The following is a 14518-nucleotide window of genomic DNA, read 5'->3' on the forward strand; positions in this document are numbered from 1 at the left end:
AACGCTACCAATTTTATTGATAAAAATTTTCATTAGTAGTTGACATTAATTCTCAATCAAGGCTATATTGTTATACAGTGTTCTCCTCTCTTTTAAGGATCGGCAGACGGGATTAGCCAGCAGCAGCAGGCTCGTCCCTCTTTTTTTTGATTAGTCATTGGTCATTTATCATTAGTTAAATTAAATATTGACTCTAGACAACGGACAAATACTTCTCTACGAGAGGCTACCCTTTAGCGATACGCTCAGTACAAAGGACAAATGACAAATGACAAATGACGCGATCGTGATTGGGTCTGGGATTGGCGGATTAGTAACAGCAACCCAGTTAGCAGCTAAGGGAGCGAAAGTGCTCGTACTGGAACGTTATTTGATTCCAGGTGGGAGCGCTGGTTATTTTGAACGCCAAGGCTATCGATTTGATGTTGGCGCATCGATGATTTTTGGGCTGGGACAAAACGGCACTACTAATCTACTTACCCGCGCTTTGTCAGCCGTGAATGTTAGCCAAGAAGCGATCGCAGATCCGGTACAGATTCATTATCATTTACCCAAAGGTTTAAACCTGAAGGTTGACCGGGTTTATGAAAAATTTTTGCAAAATCTTATTGCTCATTTTCCCCATGAAGACCAGGGGATTCGTCGCTTTTATGACGAATGCCAAAAAGTATTCAAGTGTCTCAACAGCATGGATTTGCTGTCGCTGGAAGAACCTCGGTATTTACTGCGGGTATTTTTTCAGCACCCTTTAGCGTGTCTTGGTTTAGCTAAGTATCTGCCCCAAAATGCCGGGGATGTGGCGCGGCGCTACATTAAAAACCCGCAATTATTGAAATTTATCGATATGGAGTGTTATTGCTGGTCGGTGGTTCCAGCAGGTATGACACCAATGATTAATGCTGGGATGGTCTTTTCTGACAGGCATTATGGCGGAGTTAATTATCCTAAAGGCGGGGTAGGACAAATTGCCCAAAAACTGGTGGAAGGTCTAGAGAAGGCTGGAGGTAAAATTCAGTATCAAGCTAGAGTCACGAAAATTCTCACAGAACAGGGAAAAGCGGTAGGTGTGCAACTGGCTAATGGTAAAGTATATCGGGGTAAACGCATAGTTTCTAATGCTACACGCTGGGATACGTTTGAACAATTATTATCAGTAGAAGAAATGCCACATAATGAGAAAAAGTGGCAACAAAATTATCAAAAATCTCCAAGCTTCTTGAGTTTGCACATTGGGGTAAAAAAGTCAGTTTTACCTGCGGGGACAGAGTGTCACCATATTTTGCTAGAAGATTGGGAAAAGATGACAGCAGCAGAAGGTACTGTTTTCGTTTCGATTCCCACATTGCTTGATCCAGATTTAGCACCAAATGGATACCACATCATTCACGCATTTACGCCTCATTGGATAGATGATTGGAAAAAACTCTCTCCGAGTGAGTACGAAGCGAAGAAAGAAGAGGCGGCTTGGCGAATTATTGACCGCCTAGAAAAGATTTTTCCCGGATTAGATGCTGGATTGGATTACCTAGAAGTGGGGACACCCCGCACCCATCGCCGCTTTTTGGGTCGTCAGGATGGCACTTATGGGCCAATTCCCCAGCGCAAGTTGTGGGGGTTATTGAATATGCCCTTTAATCGCACAGCTATTCCAGGACTTTATTGTGTAGGGGATAGTACTTTTCCGGGTCAAGGGTTGAATGCAGTAGCTTTTTCTGGGTTTGCTTGCGCCCATCGCATTGCCGTAGATTTAGGATTTTAACGCCATAGGTTTGGATTATTTTTGAATCGATATTAGATTAGATAATTGTGATTTTATTGGCTGCTTTCGTGGCTTTTTCCCTAGCCTCTTCGACATTATCACCCTTCGCCAAAGCTACGCCCATTCGCCTATATGGATGAGCAGTAGGTTTACCAAATAATCTAATATCTACATCTTTTTCTGACAAAGCATCAGCTACACCACTAAAAGCAATAGAATCAGATTTTTCTGAAGCTAAAATTACCGCGCTGGCTGATGCTCCTAGCAGTTCTATATGAGGAATTGGCAAGCCTAAAATTGCTCGCAGATGTAATTCAAATTCATTTAAATTTTGTGAAATTAATGTCACCATTCCTGTATCATGAGGTCTGGGAGAAAGTTCAGAAAAAATCACTTCATCTTTAGTAATGAAAAATTCAACGCCAAAAATTCCGGCTCCTCCTAAAGCATCGGTGACTTTGATGGCTATTTCTTGAGCTTTTAATATCTTTTCTTCAGAAATTTCTGCGGGTTGCCACGATTCTTGATAATCTCCTCTTTCTTGGCGATGACCAATAGGAGAACAGAAAATAGTTGGTGCATTCCACTGTTTAATTGTTAGTAAAGTTATCTCAATTTCAAAGTTAATAAATTCTTCTACGATGACCTTTTGACTGTCTCCTCTAGAATTAGCGATCGCATAATTCCAAGCCTTCTCAACTTCACTCTCATCCTGCACTACAGACTGACCTTTGCCAGAGGATGACATCACAGGTTTAACAACATTAGCAAACCCAATTTCATCAGAAACTGCAATCAATTCCTCTAGAGTTATTGCATAACCATATTTAGCCGTTCTAATGCCTAATTGTTGATGTGCTAGTTCCCGAATTCTATCGCGGTTCATTGTATAGTTCGTGGCCGCCGCAGTCGGTATAACTATAATCCCTCGCTGCTCAAATTCGATCAGCTTTTCTGTTCTGATTGCTTCAATTTCTGGTATAATAATATCTGGCTGATATTTTTTTACTACAGCTTCCAAATCATCAGTACTGAGCATAGAAATAACTTCATAAGCATCAGCAACTTGCATAGCTGGAGCATTGGCGTAGCGGTCAACGGCAATCACATAATTACCAAGACGTTGAGCTGCGATCGCAAATTCTTTGCCTAGTTCTCCTGAACCTAGCAACATCAATTTTTGAGGCAACTTAATACTCATTAACTTCTCCAAATCAATCTCAATTTAATAATCTTATAATCTTGTGTGTTTTAATTCTCATTTTCTCAAGAATTAAAGTTAGCACCGCGTAATTGTAAATCTTGACGTTGCAAATCATTTAAACCAGTACCTACGCCAAGCTGACACTTATCTACTAAAGCTTCTAACCAAATAGTTTCATTCAAAGTTGCGCCTCGTAAATCAGCATTTCTTAAATCGGCTTTCGTAAAATTTGCAAATAAGAGGTCTGCATTTACTAAACTGGTATTTTGCAGATTTGCTCCTGATAAATTTCCCCGAATGAAGTTTACCCCATCTAAAATTAAATTAGATAAATCTGCTCCTATAAGATTCGGAAATTTTAGCTGACTTGGATATTGGAAAAACCTTATCATACAGATAATATTTGCTTCATTTAGTCGTATTTTTGTGAGGAAATCATAACGAGCTATACCAAGTTGCTTAAGAATCTGTAGACGCTGTGAAGAACTTTGTTCTAAATACTGAATGGCTGTATGGCGTAGGTCTTGAGTTGGCAGATTTAGCATTCTTGTCAAATTACCATGATACTTATGCTAATGAAAAGTTTAACCTTAATGCAAGAACCCCGACTTCTCAAACAAATCGGGGTTCTAATAGATAATTACTTACCTGTTACAGCGCACGCTGTATTCATTTTGACTTTTGACTTCCGGCTTGCGATCCTAGCGTCTTGCTAACAGTGCCTTCGTTGCAGATTCGCCTGCCAATCTCACCTGTTTTGTTAACTGGAAGTTTAATAATGCTAGAACACTCAACTCAGCTAGGAATGCCATAAAAATTGTTGTTGCTCCAGAGTACTGTATTGCAGCCCAAGGAAAAGTTGAAAACAGCCATACAGTAGGATATTTCGACGAGGATATGCCAAGAAATCCTAGAATCATTGGTGGTAAGAACGATACCACGCCTATAGTACCTATTGCCCAGAAAGAACGTTTGGGAGTTTTCAGCAAAAGTATTAGTTGGGCAATTGTAGCATAAATCATGATTATGCTGACAGACAAAGCTACAGCTAAAAGTAGTTTCAACCTGCCAAAATTGCTATTTAGCCAATTGTCTGTATCCAAAACAGATGTAATTGAAATCCAGACTAGCAAAGGGATAATAATAATTGCCAGATTAATAGCGATCGCCACAAGCGCAGGGCTTTTTTCAGCCCAAATTATATCCTGCCAAACACTCTTGCGACTAGAAAGTTCCTGATGCCGATATCTTGCCCAATCTTGTACATCTTGACGATGAGGCGAAAGAATAGCAATCAAACTAAAAATTAACCCCAAGTTGTATATTGCCAGAAAAATTAAATTTTGCTCATACTGTCCGTAATAGTTAGAATTATTTTGCCAATATTGTAAGCTAAATCCCCACATCATCACTTGACAAAAAGCTACTAATAAATAACTTTGTCCCTTGCTGATGATTGAAACTTGAGGATTACGAAAGCAACGTTTGAGAGCTTGTAATATTCCATAACTGCATAATCCCAAGTTTAACAACTGGAAACTAATAACACTAACAATATTTTTCCCTAATGGTAAAAAGAAAAACTCTAACCTGTTTAGTTGAGAACCATTGTATACACGCAATAAGTGAGGAAATAAATAATTGATTGTATCCCAAGGAGCGAAAAGCCTTATCCAAGCAGTTGCATTATTTAAACCGTTGTTATAAGACGATGCAAATGCTATTGTTGTAAACAAGAAAAGCAAAACTGCGCCACTACCTAACCAAGGCTGAAAACCACTAAACCAACGGCTTACTAAACCAAATAGTAGTGCGGCACTGTAGAAGAAAAGACAACTGGCAACAAGAATTGCGTAGTAACTAAAAATGTAATTAAAAGCAATTTTGGCAGAACTGCCAGCCAACAAATGTAAAGGAACTGAAACTAAAATTACGAGATAAATTAAACTCGGTACTCCTAGCAATTTGCCAGTCACTATGCTTGTTTCTGATTGGGGGCTAAGACGGATGAAATTCAATGTCCCGCGACTTTCTTCTTTGGCTAAATCGTTAATTAGCAAATAAGTTCCTGCAACTAATAGTGTAAATACAAAAATTACACTAAATGTTAGGAATATATATTCCCAATGATCTCGCCACCACATTTGCCAATCAATTTGATTTTGAGGGCAAAAGTTATTTGAAAAAAAGTTATTTAAATCATAAATTTTATCTTGATCTAATTGCTGGTAAATCTGATTTTGTTGCCCTTGATATCCTTGACGCAAACGACAGTACGTGCCCATTAAGGAGTATTGATCATCAGGAAACTCGCGGAACTGATATACAAAGACTACGAGTTGTAGAAGTAAAGACGTAGCAACAGCGATCGCAACATTAAAAAATTTCAGCCGTCCTTTGAGTTCTCGCAATAGTTGCGGATTCCAATCGCCTATTTTATCTATTAAATTGGGCATCATAGGAAGAATTTCTCCAGAAATAAGTGATATTTATTGATGCATTAAGATGCTTGTTTGTGACCTAATTTTAAGAAAATAGTTTCTAAGTCTTCTTGGGTGCAGTGAAAATCGCTCAAGGGGATGTCTGCTTTAATAAGCGATCGCAACAACTCAGCACTATCTTCTTCTTTCCCTGAAAAATTCACCCGTACACTGTTTTTTCCTGATATTACCTCCCACTCTTCTACTAAATGGTGATGTTTCAATTCTCTTAAAAGTGTCTCTAGGTTTCCCAGAGTTGATATCACAATTTGCTGGTGCGAAAGACGTTGGTACAGTTGTTGTAAAGAGGTACTTTCTACCAAGAAGCCAAGTTCCATAATTCCCACAGATGTACACAGTTCCGCTAGATCACTGAGAACATGAGAAGAAATAATTACAGTCATCCCAGCATCTTGCAAAGCCTTAATGATTTCGCGGAAGTGCATCCTGGCAATGGGGTCAAGCCCAGAGACAGGCTCATCTAGTAGTAGTAAAATCGGTTCGTGGATAATGGTTCGCGCTAAACTTAAGCGCTGTTTCATCCCCCGCGACAAAGTAGAAATCTGGCTGTGACGTTTATTGCCAAGTTGGATGAGTTCTAAAACTTCATGTAAACGTTGAGTGCGACGTGGTTCTCTTAAACGATAGAGACGCGCAAAATAATCTAGGTAATTCCAGACTGTCAAATCTTCATATAGCGGGTAGTCATCGGGTAAGTAGCCTAAACGACGCTTCAGTTTGGGATTACTTTTGTCACGGAGTAAGCGATCGCCATTAATATAAATCTCACCCGTTGTTGGTTCCTCAGCAGTTGCCAACATTCGGATGAGAGTTGTTTTACCCGCGCCATTGGGCCCAATCAGTCCATATACTTCTCCCGCCTGGATTTCTAAATCCACATCATTGACAGCAACGTGTCTGTCAAATTGCTTAGTTAGTCCACGGGTGCAAATTGCTAATTCTTTTACCATCGCTGCTGGGGTGCGGCTTGTGATTAACACTTAACGTAACCTCTTTCTCCAACTTCTGTCAGGCTTGTTTCGGAAATTGAAACTGACTTTAAAGAAATGGGTGACATAAAAAAGTAGGTAAGGCGTATACCTTAACTACTTATTAATTCTTATTCTGCTATTTAGGAAATATTTACAAAGAAAACCTTGACTTTTTACTCTAGTGTCAAGTTATTTCTGATAGTGGTGGGATAACGTTATTAATCCCATTACCAGATAAACCGCTAACTGCATAACGGTATTCGGGAACTGGATATCCAGCTTCGTTAAAGGTTTCACGAATAACTTTATTAGTGTCGAAGTAAACTTGCCAGTAATGGTCATTATTGCAATAAGGACGTACTGCTAGTACAGGCCCTGCAAAATTGAAAGTCTGAATTTCTACATCTGGTGCTGGATTTTGGAGGACATTAGGGATTTGGCTAATTTTCGCTTTTAAAAGGGCGATCGCTTCGTTATGTTTCACATCATGATGCAGTTGAGCCACTAGATCAACCCGACGGTAAGGATTGGCAGAATAATTCTGGATATTGTCAGCAAAGATTTTATTATTGGCAACAATTGTTAATACATTATCAGGTGTATTAATACTAGTTGTGAACAGTCCAAGTTCTGTAACAGTACCTGTAACGCCTGCTGTCGTAATGAAATCACCAACTTTGAAAGGTCGAAAAACGATTAAAAATGCTCCAGCTGCAAAGTTGGCCAATAATCCCCCCCATGCTGCACCAATTGCAATACCGGCTCCTGCTAACAATGCAGCAAAAGAAGTTGTTTCAACCCCAAAGAATCCAAGAATTGCCACAACTAGAACAATTCTTAACGTAACACCAATGATATTCAGAAGATAGTTAATGAGTGTCGGGTCAACGTGTTGGCTTCGGAAAGCACGTCGCGCCAGCTTTAATGCAAAATCAATCAAGCGTTGAGCAATCAGCCACAGAGCGATCGCACCTAAAACTTTTAGTCCAAACAGAGTTAAAAGTTGACTAGCAACTACGCTAATTTGCCTGAAATCCATAATTTTTTTGTCTGTGAATTATTAAACACAATAAACATACTATAAATTAAATAAAAATCGTTTATAAATAGTTTTTTTTAATTTTTGGTGTGCTAGGCAGCAAATAGCAAAGTGTTCTCAGAGAATGTCTGAACAGTTTTTTTAAGATGCTCTACTTAAATTCGTTAACAGTGCCTTGTCTGTTTGCAAGTCGCTACACATAGCTCTTGGCTTTAGATATTAATTATGAATCATCATCTCTTAAGGGTGATTTAGGAATGGCTCATAAGCGGTAATTTTATCTGGAACGTCGAGCCTTTACCCTCATTGCTCATCACATGAATGTGACCGCCGTGAGCTTGGACAATTTGTTGAGCGATCGCCAATCCCAACCCAAATCCACCGCTTTCTCTTGTACGTTCTGTGTCAACTCGGTAAAAGCGATCGAAAATGTAAGGTAAATCTGCCTCTGGAATTCCAATTCCAGTATCAATCACCTGAATTACTGCCCGATCTGGGTGAGGTTCTAAACGTAACCAGACAGTTCCACCAGACGGAGTGTAATTGCAAGCGTTGTTGAGTAAGTTTTCCACAGCTAGCCGCAGCAAATCGGGGTCAGCCCACAACTCAATGGGTTGTTCTGGCAAATGGCTAATGAATTTGAGCGATGCTTTTGCCGCAATAGTAGTGTAATGAACAACTAGATTCTCCAACAAGCCATTAAGATTTACCCTTTTGAGTGATTCTGGAGTTAATTGTCCTTGATGCCGAGCTAAGAGCAATAAGTTACTGACCAAGGTACTCATCAACTTAGCGCTATCGATGATGTTCTCCATTGAGGGATGGATTTGGGGATGGTTTGCGGCCATTAGTAACCCAACTTGGGCATTGGTTAAAATTGCAGACAGAGGCGATCGCAACTCATGAGAAGCATCTGATGTAAAACGCTGTAGTTGGTTATAGGCTTGCTGAACAGGCTGCATGGCTATACCACCGAGTACCCAACCTGTAAGTCCAATTAGCCCCAGTGCTACAGGTACTGCTAGGCTCAACATTAACAGAAACTCGTTGAGATCATTTTGAGTTTCTGTTAGAGGGATAGCAACTTGCAGATAGCCGATGACCGAATTTCCTCCTTGAACAGGCAGAGTTAGCTGACGCAACCAAAGCACTTTGTCTGTAAAAGGGTCAGCGGACTTGATCGTGAGAAACCCAGATAATGTTTTTAACTGTTCTGGAGGTGGAGTCCCAAAAAACCGCTTGAGTTTGCCATTCGGGTTATACCAGCGAACATAGACCAGTTCAATATCAGCAGGGTGAGAACCACTACCCAATAGCGGTATATTGCTCAGATCGACTTGTTTTTGTCCTTGATACAGCCGATATTGTGAACTGGCTGCCATTAGCTCTGCTCTTTTATAAAGCAGTTGATCTAATGCTTTGAGCTTGTCTTTCACCTCAAGATTATAAATGACTCCAGCAAAAAGGATGAGAATGCACCCCATTGAAAGGGTAAACCAACGAGCTAAGTTACGACGACTGCGGTTAAACAAAACTGATACTAATTCGTAATTACAAGACTTGTCATTGAACTACACTACTGCCTACTGCCTATTCTCCGTCTCAGGTGTTTTAAATCTCAAGTTGCTTCTGGTGGGTTGAGACGATAACCCATACCATAGACAGTTTCAATCCAATCTCCTGCTGCTAATGTTTGCAAACGTTGGCGAAGTTTACGAACTATAACGGTGATTGCATTGCTTTCTGGCTCACTACCCCACTCCCATACGGCTTGCTCTATTTGGTTGCGAGTCAGGACTTGGCGGGGATGACGCATGAAATACTCTAGCAACTGAAATTCCTGGCTGGAAAGGGATACAGTCGCCCCTTGGCGCTCCAAAATTAGTGTATCGAGGTGAAGTTCGAGGTCTGCCAAGCGGAGCGTATCTCCTTGCCAAAGAGGCGATCGCCTCCTCAATGCCCGCACCCGCGCCATGAACTCTATAATATCAATTGGTTTGACTAGGTAATCATCAGCTCCGGCATCTAAGCCGATCACTTTATCAGGTGTAGTATCTTTTGCCGTGATCATTAATATAGGAGCTGTTTTTCCCGCCGCCCGATACTGTTGACACAAACTCACTCCACTAATCCGAGGTAACATCCAATCCAAAATCAGCAGGTCATATTCTTTTTCAGCCAAAAGCCATTGAGCGGTTTCACCATCCTTGACACCATCAACGCTGTGTCCAGCCTGAGAGAGAACCATTTGTAGTGGCATTAATTGCTTTGGATCATCCTCTACCAGTAATATTTTCATCACCTTATATACACTTAATATACATTTGTGCTTGTTTAGAATAATGCATTGAAGCAATCTCAACGTCTTTCATCAGTCACATTTGAGAAGTTGTCTATCCCATTTGGATATAGATCGAGTGTGACCTAGCAAAATCAGAAGTAGGTGTAATGTGTGGCGTATTAGTAAACGTTGGCTGCAAGGGCTGGGATTAGAGTTTTGGTTGCCTCTACCACTGGTAGCGGTTGCGTTTTGGCTTGGCTGTAGTTTCCTAGCTGCCCAAGAGTTAAGCCGACCCAATTCTACGGAAAATAAACTTCAGTCAGATACCCAACTCGAAGCCCGAATATCAGTCAATGTGTTGCTCATTAATGCCGCCATCAACCGAACTAAGAGAATTACTCAGGTTGAAGTAGAAACAGCAGATCCCATTCTGAAGCGATTGGAATTAGAACTGCCAACGATAGAATTCAACCAAATCGAAGCGACTATTGCCCAAGAATTAGGTCTACCCCGTCAGGATGTTAGAAAGTTAGTACGCTATGAATTTGTTGAATAACATTGATAGTATTTCAGGCTAAGTAAGTGGGCGGAAATAAATCCAACTATATTACGAAACGTAAACAGGCTTCAAACTCTTACCAACGACTAATACTTTTCCCATTTGCCGACAGTATCAGAAGAGAAGCAATAATCAAGTAAAATTCAGATTCAGGAGTTGCTGCATGAGTTACAACGCAGACGATACAGCCAACAAACACTTCAGTTCAGGTGCTAACGAACTCAAAGATAAAGCTTCTCGAAATCAAGTGATCGTGGCTCCATTACCAGACCCGATTGCAAAAAATATTGAAGCGATTATTTCACTTCATACCCAGGAAGTTCGAGATATTCCTGCCCACCAACGCATACTAGAAGCGATCGCTACATTCTTTGGGCGATCGGCATTTATGTATAGTTTGCTACTCATACTAGCTTTGTGGATTTTTGGCAGTTTCTTTCAGCGCCTTTTACCATTCAATTTACCCCCGTTTAGCTGGTCAAATCAAGGCTTAGACGCTGCTGCATTGGTAATTTCAACTGGAGTATTAGTGCGACAAACTCGCCAAGAAAACTTTGCCGAACAGAGGGCGCAACTGATGCTACAGCTTAACCTGCTCTCCGAGCAAAAAATTGCCAAGATTATTGCTCTATTAGAAGAACTCCGTACCGATTTGCCTGATGTGCTAAATCGGCATGATTCGGAAGCTCAATTGATGCAGGAACCGGCTGACCCGATCGCGGTATTAGAAGCACTCCAGAAAAACTTGGCTCAAGAACTATCATCTACAGAAGAAAACAATATCAGTTGATCGCAGTTTTTTAGTAGACTTTTTTGTATTTAGAAACATCAAACAAAACTTCAAGTATAATTTTTGTGTTGGCAATAACAATTTATCGTAATATTTGACTAGAGGGATACAAATGGCTCAATTGAATGGTGTAATGATGCAGTACTTCCATTGGTATATCCCTCCTGATGGCAATCTTTGGAATGAGTTTAAAGAGAAAGTCAAAGAGTTAGCTGATGCAGGTGTTACATCTGTTTGGTTACCCCCAGCTTACAAAGGAACAGGGGGTGGCTTCGATGTTGGCTACGGGGTCTACGATATGTATGATCTAGGCGAGTTTGACCAGAAAGGCTCGGTTCGGACAAAGTACGGCACAAAAGACGAGTATATCGCTGCTATCAAAGCTGCAAAAGATGCTGGCATTCGAGTATATGCGGATGTTGTCCTCAACCACAAGTTAGGTGCAGACGAAGCTGAAGAGGTGGAAGCAACTCCCTACAATCCAGACAATCGCCACGAGGCAATCGGTGAGATGCAAACTATAAAAGTGTGGACTCACTTTACCTTCCCAGGTCGGAAGGGCAAATACTCCGATATGGAATGGCACTGGTGGCACTTCGACGCGGTTGATTACAATGTTTACAACGAAGGAGAGAATGCAGTTTACCTGTTTAAAGATAAACAATTTGACGAACAGGTTGACCTAGAAAAAGGCGCTTTCGACTATCTCATGGGATGCGATCTTGATATGGAGAATCAAGAAGTTCGCGACGAGTTGAATCGCTGGGGTGAGTGGTTTGTAGAAACCACTAATATAGATGGCTTTCGTTTTGATGCCGTTAAACACGTTAGAGCTGGCTTTTTTCCAGAGTGGCTGAATCACTGTCGCCAAAAAGCAGGTCGCGATCTCTTTGCCGTTGGTGAGTATTGGTCTTATGAAATTGAAGCACTGCACCATTTCATTAGCGTCACCGGTGGCGATGTGTTGTTGTTTGATGCGCCATTGCACTATAACTTTAGCGCAGCTAGCACACAAGGCAGTGACTACGACATGCGGCAGATATTTGATAACACCTTGGTGCAACAACAACCTGCTTTAGCCGTTACTTTAGTAGAGAATCATGATTCTCAACCTTTGCAGTCATTGGAGTCTGTAGTAGAAAGCTGGTTTAAGCCGTTGGCTTATGCGTTGATCCTACTGCGAAGTGATGGTTATCCCTGTATCTTCCATGCTGATTACTATGGTGCTCATTATAAAGATAAAGGCCCAGATGGCAATGAGTATGAGATTTGGCTCGATAGTCATCAATGGATAATTGATAAATTTTTGCACGCCCGTCAAACCTATGCTTATGGCGACCAATACGATTATTTCGATCACGCTAATACAATCGGCTGGACACGCTTAGGAGACGAAGAACATCCTGGCGGGATGGCGGTTGTTTTGAGTAATGGGGAAGAGGGGACTAAGTGGATGGAAGTTGGGCAACCCAACAGCACTTACATTGACATTACTGAACATTTCAGCGAACCCATCACAACAAATGATGAGGGCTGGGCTGATTTTCGATGCAATGCTGGTTCTGTTTCTGTTTGGGTTCCACAGTCATAGTCTGGGTTTTAGTAGCATTCATGCAGAAAGTTAGGCGCTTGACAAACTTTGCCTAAAAGAGAACTTAGGTAGTACCAAGCGCACTAGCTTATGTCCTTGAAAATATGAAAGAGTTTAAAAAAATTAATTAATAACCAAAATTATTTGATGCCAAATTATTGTAAAGCTGCATAAGACTTTAGAAAGCTAGAATGCTTACCAACCAAAGTTTTTAGTCTTTCCATTCTATGCAACTTCATATAAAATTAGTATGAGAAAATTGCAATAGAAGTAATGGATAATTCTATTGTGATGTTAAATGCCAAAGAAATTGAGATTCAGAACATAGACCATTTAGGGATAGTAGCAGGAATATTAGATCCGATAGGATTAGTAGAAATAATTAATGAGTGAATATATAGTTGAGGAAAGTTATAAAAGCTAACTATATAAACTTTCTGACCTCCTGTTTCTCATCTTTAATACATTCCGCTTTGGTTTTCAATGTTTGGTTCATGGCTTCAAACCCTTGGCGAACGTCGATATTTAATCGACGAGCTAGCAGAGGTACTAGTAAGCCGTGGAAAGATTCTTGTTGAATGAAGCGAACGCGATCGCTCCCTAACGGCTCAATGATAAAGCTGTGTTCACCGTCAAATAAACCTGGGATCAAAAAATGCCCTAACCAGCGCAATTTGCGATTTGCTTCTACCGTAATCACCGTAGGTCGAAAGATCATAATATCTGTACCCGGAGGCTGAAAGTGAACAGTTAGCTGTGCCCCTTCACTCAGCGAACCACTAATTTGACGAATAAACAGATTCCAATGTGGAAAACTGGCGAAATCAGTAAGTAAGTTCCATACCTGCTTATCAGATGCCTGAATTTCGATTTCAGTGTAGATTTTCATGGGTATGAGTTGATAGAAAAACCACAATTAAAACGGTTATTCCTGCTAAAAACAACCCCATGTATTCTAGTCCTAATAATCGACAAACCCAAAAATTACGAGTGAAGCCAGGCAGATAAAGCAGGGGAAGCAGGGGGAGAAAATAACTTGATTTTCCTACCATAAAATAAACCATGCAAAGTTTCTTTGGCGGACTACAAGAAAACTAGATTGTTTCTTGTAAAACATAATGAATACTATTGGTGGAAAACTCACGTTTTAACAGCAAAATTATGGCGGTTGGTAGACAGTTCTGAAGCAACTACTGACCTTGAACTACCAGGACGGAACATGGAGCATGATGAACGACGTGATTGCTCACACTTCCTGCTAAAAATTCGGCAAATCCTTTAAGTCCTCTCCGACCAAGCACAATCAAATCTGCTCCCCAACTCTGGGCTAAATCACAGATGTTAGTCCCAGGATCTCCTGTTTGATAACTGAATTCTGCCAGAATGCCTTGTGCTTTTGCTTTCTGATAGTAGAACCGCAGTAAACCCTGTGCCTGTTCTGTTTGTATTTTCAGTTCTACTAAGTTCATAGTAGCTTGACTAGAAACTACTAGCTCAATGCTGTGACTAATCATTAACTGAGCAGCTTCTCTTTGGGCTAATTCAAGTGCTTTTGTGAACACTGTTGCAGTTGCAGGTGAATCATCGACCGCCACCAAAATCTTCTTAAAGCTCATACACATCTCCAATAATCAATTACTTCATTCATCCCTGTTGCCTTTTAGCTTGAGGGATAAATGTGATTCAAAAGTGAAAGGTGAGTAGGATAAATGATTTATTCACTTTTCATTCACATTTATCGGTAATCCTGAAATAGAAGCAGATAAGCGTAACTAATAGGCTCACAATCAAACTCAAGAACTCTAGTTTTTATTATTTATATA

Annotated in this window: 13 protein-coding genes and 1 pseudogene; 5 read left to right on the forward strand and 9 right to left on the reverse strand. The window is 40.6% G+C overall.

Annotation, left to right across the window (positions count from 1 at the left end):
• Nucleotides 1-268: 268 nt before the first annotated feature.
• Entirely contained in the window at nt 269-1759 is a 1491-nt protein-coding gene (gene crtH / locus RMZ43_RS06085; RefSeq protein WP_322655153.1) for a carotenoid isomerase, read from the forward strand.
• Nucleotides 1760-1796: 37 nt separating this feature from the next.
• Here crtH and purT read toward each other — a convergent pair whose 3' ends face one another.
• The 7 genes from purT to rppA all read right to left on the reverse strand — a co-directional run bounded on the left by purT (nt 1797) and on the right by rppA (nt 9773).
• Nucleotides 1797-2960 (reverse strand): formate-dependent phosphoribosylglycinamide formyltransferase, encoded by a 1164-nt coding sequence (gene purT, locus RMZ43_RS06090; RefSeq protein WP_322655154.1) that lies wholly within the window; start codon nt 2958-2960, stop codon nt 1797-1799.
• Nucleotides 2961-3025: 65 nt separating this feature from the next.
• Nucleotides 3026-3508: a pentapeptide repeat-containing protein gene (locus tag RMZ43_RS06095; protein WP_322655155.1), complete on the reverse strand. Its 483-nt coding sequence runs from the start codon at nt 3506-3508 to the stop codon at nt 3026-3028.
• Nucleotides 3509-3664: 156 nt separating this feature from the next.
• Nucleotides 3665-5422: an ABC transporter permease subunit gene (locus RMZ43_RS06100; protein ID WP_322655156.1), complete on the reverse strand. Its 1758-nt coding sequence runs from the start codon at nt 5420-5422 to the stop codon at nt 3665-3667.
• Nucleotides 5423-5463: 41 nt separating this feature from the next.
• A complete protein-coding gene (locus RMZ43_RS06105; RefSeq protein ID WP_322646414.1) occupies nt 5464-6414 on the reverse strand; it encodes an ABC transporter ATP-binding protein in 951 nt (316 codons plus the stop codon).
• 205 nt (nt 6415-6619) lie between these two features.
• Nucleotides 6620-7474, reverse strand: a complete 855-nt coding sequence (locus RMZ43_RS06110; protein ID WP_322646208.1) for a mechanosensitive ion channel family protein — start codon at nt 7472-7474, stop codon at nt 6620-6622.
• A gap of 251 nt (nt 7475-7725) precedes the next feature.
• Entirely contained in the window at nt 7726-9006 is a 1281-nt protein-coding gene (locus RMZ43_RS06115; RefSeq protein WP_322655157.1) for a sensor histidine kinase, read from the reverse strand.
• Between the two features lie 86 nt (nt 9007-9092).
• On the reverse strand, nt 9093-9773 hold the full coding sequence (gene rppA / locus RMZ43_RS06120) for a two-component system response regulator RppA (protein WP_322655158.1): 681 nt from the start codon (nt 9771-9773) through the stop codon (nt 9093-9095).
• Between the two features lie 151 nt (nt 9774-9924).
• On the opposite strand from rppA, the gene RMZ43_RS06125 reads away from it, so the two are divergent.
• From RMZ43_RS06125 to RMZ43_RS06140, 4 genes and pseudogenes are all read left to right on the forward strand, one after another.
• On the forward strand, nt 9925-10311 hold the full coding sequence (locus RMZ43_RS06125) for a hypothetical protein (RefSeq protein ID WP_322655159.1): 387 nt from the start codon (nt 9925-9927) through the stop codon (nt 10309-10311).
• 166 nt (nt 10312-10477) lie between these two features.
• The gene (locus RMZ43_RS06130; protein WP_322646205.1) at nt 10478-11104 is read left to right on the forward strand and encodes a DUF1003 domain-containing protein; all 627 of its coding nucleotides are present in this window, start codon (nt 10478-10480) and stop codon (nt 11102-11104) included.
• A 112-nt stretch (nt 11105-11216) separates the two neighbouring features.
• A complete protein-coding gene (locus tag RMZ43_RS06135; RefSeq protein WP_322646204.1) occupies nt 11217-12695 on the forward strand; it encodes an alpha-amylase in 1479 nt (492 codons plus the stop codon).
• A 291-nt stretch (nt 12696-12986) separates the two neighbouring features.
• Nucleotides 12987-13085, forward strand: a pseudogene (locus RMZ43_RS06140) (DUF4277 domain-containing protein); the annotation flags it as partial.
• A 34-nt stretch (nt 13086-13119) separates the two neighbouring features.
• On the opposite strand, the gene RMZ43_RS06145 reads toward RMZ43_RS06140, so the two are convergent.
• Entirely contained in the window at nt 13120-13584 is a 465-nt protein-coding gene (locus RMZ43_RS06145; protein WP_322655160.1) for an SRPBCC domain-containing protein, read from the reverse strand.
• A 301-nt stretch (nt 13585-13885) separates the two neighbouring features.
• Nucleotides 13886-14311, reverse strand: a complete 426-nt coding sequence (locus RMZ43_RS06150; RefSeq protein ID WP_322655161.1) for a universal stress protein — start codon at nt 14309-14311, stop codon at nt 13886-13888.
• Nucleotides 14312-14518: the final 207 nt, after the last annotated feature.

Source organism: Nostoc sp. CmiVER01 (assembly GCF_034531135.2).
Classification (GTDB): domain Bacteria; phylum Cyanobacteriota; class Cyanobacteriia; order Cyanobacteriales; family Nostocaceae; genus Nostoc.

Coding starts and splice junctions, on each gene's coding strand:
- RMZ43_RS06150 (WP_322655161.1), bottom strand. CDS start 14,311: ATGAGCTTTAAGAAGATTTTGGTGGCGGTCGATGATTCACCTGCAACT.
- rppA (WP_322655158.1), bottom strand. CDS start 9,773: ATGAAAATATTACTGGTAGAGGATGATCCAAAGCAATTAATGCCACTA.
- RMZ43_RS06100 (WP_322655156.1), bottom strand. CDS start 5,422: ATGATGCCCAATTTAATAGATAAAATAGGCGATTGGAATCCGCAACTA.
- RMZ43_RS06135 (WP_322646204.1), top strand. CDS start 11,217: ATGGCTCAATTGAATGGTGTAATGATGCAGTACTTCCATTGGTATATC.
- crtH (WP_322655153.1), top strand. CDS start 269: ATGACAAATGACGCGATCGTGATTGGGTCTGGGATTGGCGGATTAGTA.
- RMZ43_RS06145 (WP_322655160.1), bottom strand. CDS start 13,584: ATGAAAATCTACACTGAAATCGAAATTCAGGCATCTGATAAGCAGGTA.
- RMZ43_RS06095 (WP_322655155.1), bottom strand. CDS start 3,508: ATGCTAAATCTGCCAACTCAAGACCTACGCCATACAGCCATTCAGTAT.
- purT (WP_322655154.1), bottom strand. CDS start 2,960: ATGAGTATTAAGTTGCCTCAAAAATTGATGTTGCTAGGTTCAGGAGAA.
- RMZ43_RS06105 (WP_322646414.1), bottom strand. CDS start 6,414: ATGGTAAAAGAATTAGCAATTTGCACCCGTGGACTAACTAAGCAATTT.
- RMZ43_RS06110 (WP_322646208.1), bottom strand. CDS start 7,474: ATGGATTTCAGGCAAATTAGCGTAGTTGCTAGTCAACTTTTAACTCTG.
- RMZ43_RS06130 (WP_322646205.1), top strand. CDS start 10,478: ATGAGTTACAACGCAGACGATACAGCCAACAAACACTTCAGTTCAGGT.